The following is a 2,297-nucleotide window of genomic DNA, read 5'->3' on the forward strand; positions in this document are numbered from 1 at the left end:
CACTGCGGGTTGATGGGCATCAGTGGCGCGTGGCCTACGAACTGCTCCATCGTTTCATCGAAGCACGGCGCACGCCATAAACCAGAAGCGCCTTCCGTGGGTAGATGCTGCCCGCCGGGTATTTACGGAGATTATTCCCGCATTTTTCATTTTGGTACTCAAACCTACACTTGGGCGAGTGGGTGTTTCAGTAGATTGGCATTCCATTCAACATAGGCTTGCACCCGTCGAGATAAATGGCGTCGATGGGGGTATAGCGCCGTGATCGGCATAGCTGGTGGTTGCCAGTTGGGTAGTACCTCGACTAACTCTCCGTTAGCAACCTGTGCCGCAATATCGTATCTCGGTACTTGAATTAATCCTAAGCCTGCGATGCCGCAAGCAATATAGGTTTCAGCATGGTTGGCCGCTATGCGGCTGGGAATGGCAAGGCTCTTGAGCTGGCCATTATCTACATATTCCCATCCAATCATTCGGCAACTGGCTGGCGTAGTTCCCTTGAGTCAATATGCCGATCCGTCTGCCCACCAGGCGGGAGTCATTCAATTCGCCTACGCGTAGCACACAGTCGACTCCTTCCTGGATTAAGTCGATAGGGCGGTCGCTTACCCCTAGTTCCAGTTGAATATCAGGGTACTGGGCGAAGAAGTCGGGTAGGGCGGGGGCGATGAACAACCTGCCGATACGGCCAGGAACATCTACCTTCAGCTTGCCGGTTGGGTTGATGCTGCTTGATTGGAACAGGGCGTCGGTTTCTTCGATATCGGCCAGGATTTGCTGGCAGCGCTCGAAGTAGGCATTGCCGTCCTGGGTAGGCTGCACTTTCCGTTTGGTGCGATGGAGCAGCCGCACGCTGAGTTGAGCTTCCAGTTGTTGTACCGCCATCGATACGCTGGCGCAGGGTAGCTGTAAGAGGTTGGCTGCACGTGTAAATCCGCCACTTTCCACGACGCGTACGAAGACTTGCATGGCTTACTACAATGAGAAGCGCACTCACCAAGGGAAGATGTGCTGCGGGCGAACACCGCTACAGACGTTGAACGATGGTAAATCACTGTGGAAGGAGAAAGTAGAAGACCTGAACTGATCTGACAATCGGGCACCGTCAAAACGGGCAACTGTCAGATCAAGTCTGAACTTCTACAAGTAAGGCGGTGAACAGGTTCTAACTGCCATCCTCATGCACCGTTATAATGCTGTCCTCTTTCGACCCGCCCTTGAGCCGCTGATGCTGACCCACCCTCATATCGACCCGGTAGCCCTTCACCTCGGCCCCCTGTCCATCCGCTGGTACGGGCTGATGTACTTGGTTGGCTTCGTCTGTTTTCTCGTACTGGGCCACTATCGTATTCGCCGCAACCCGCAAAGCGGCTGGAATACCCAGCAGTTGGATGACCTGCTCTTTTACGGTGTATTGGGCGTGATCCTGGGGGGCCGCTTAGGTTATGTGCTTTTTTACAAACCCATGGTCTACCTTGCCCAGCCGCTTGATATCTTCAAGATATGGGAAGGTGGTATGGCATTCCATGGTGGTTTCCTTGGTGTGCTGGTGGCGATGTGGCTATTTGGGCGCAAGACTGGCCGAACCTTTTTCCAGGTTACCGATTTCATCGCGCCGTTGGTGCCTCTGGGCTTGGCGGCCGGGCGCTTGGGTAACTTTATTAATGGCGAACTTTGGGGACGGGTGACCAGTGCTGATGCGCCATGGGCAATGGTCTTCCCGTTGGTTGACCAGCTCCCCCGCCATCCTTCGCAGCTTTACCAGTTTGCCTTGGAAGGTTTGCTGCTGTTTGCCGTGCTATGGATCTATTCCGCTAAGCCACGCCGTACTGGGCAGGTTTCCGCCTTGTTCTTATTTGGTTATGGCCTGTGTCGTTTCGTGGCTGAATTCGCGCGTGAGCCTGATAACTTCCTCGGCTTTTTGGCGCTTGGTTTTAGTATGGGCCAGTGGTTGAGTCTGCCAATGATTGTGCTTGGCGCTTGGTTGTGGGTGAGGTTCAGTAGAAAATAATCAGCTAGGTAGCGCGCTAACAAAACGGCACCCAAGTGGGTGCCGTTTTGTTATGTGCGCCCAGCATGGGCGCACTCCTGCGGGTGGAAGTCCCGCCGTAAGTTGATCACAACGAACGAAGTGAAGCGCAACTGCGTGAGGGCGACCGAGCGTGGGAATGAAGCGTGGATCGTAAACCGCGAGCCGATGGACAAGAACCGGATAGAAGGCGCTGCCGAGCAGGGCGAGCGGGCATGACTCCGCGAAGCTCTCGTGATCAAGGCAAGGCGGCGTAAATCCGGCGGTT

3 protein-coding genes are annotated in these 2,297 nt (G+C 54.8%); 1 reads left to right on the plus strand and 2 read right to left on the minus strand.

Features of this window, described 5'->3' with window-relative positions; genetic code table 11:
- Positions 1-164 precede the first annotated feature (164 nt).
- Together CSQ89_RS23580 and CSQ89_RS23585 are read right to left on the minus strand one after the other, a co-directional pair.
- Complete coding sequence (locus CSQ89_RS23580) at positions 165-473, minus strand: LysR substrate-binding domain-containing protein (RefSeq protein ID WP_255408668.1); 309 nt, start codon at positions 471-473, stop codon at positions 165-167.
- Positions 448-969, minus strand: coding sequence for a LysR family transcriptional regulator (locus tag CSQ89_RS23585; protein WP_255408669.1), 522 nt, complete (start codon positions 967-969; stop codon positions 448-450). Before CSQ89_RS23585 ends, CSQ89_RS23580 begins: the two co-directional genes overlap by 26 nt.
- A gap of 259 nt (positions 970-1,228) precedes the next feature.
- On the opposite strand from CSQ89_RS23585, the gene lgt reads away from it, so the two are divergent.
- A complete protein-coding gene (gene lgt, locus CSQ89_RS21130) occupies positions 1,229-2,011 on the plus strand; it encodes a prolipoprotein diacylglyceryl transferase (protein WP_099407936.1) in 783 nt (260 codons plus the stop codon).
- The last annotated feature ends 286 nt before the right edge of the window (positions 2,012-2,297 follow it).

Origin of the sequence: Chitinimonas sp. BJB300 (genome assembly GCF_002735695.1) — a bacterium.
Taxonomy (GTDB): Bacteria; Pseudomonadota; Gammaproteobacteria; order Burkholderiales; family Chitinimonadaceae; genus Chitinimonas.

Excerpts from the sequence above, each read along its gene's own strand:
- CSQ89_RS23585 (WP_255408669.1), bottom strand. The coding sequence starts at position 969 with ATGCAAGTCTTCGTACGCGTCGTGGAAAGTGGCGGATTTACACGTGCA.
- lgt (WP_099407936.1), top strand. The coding sequence starts at position 1,229 with ATGCTGACCCACCCTCATATCGACCCGGTAGCCCTTCACCTCGGCCCC.
- CSQ89_RS23580 (WP_255408668.1), bottom strand. The coding sequence starts at position 473 with ATGATTGGATGGGAATATGTAGATAATGGCCAGCTCAAGAGCCTTGCC.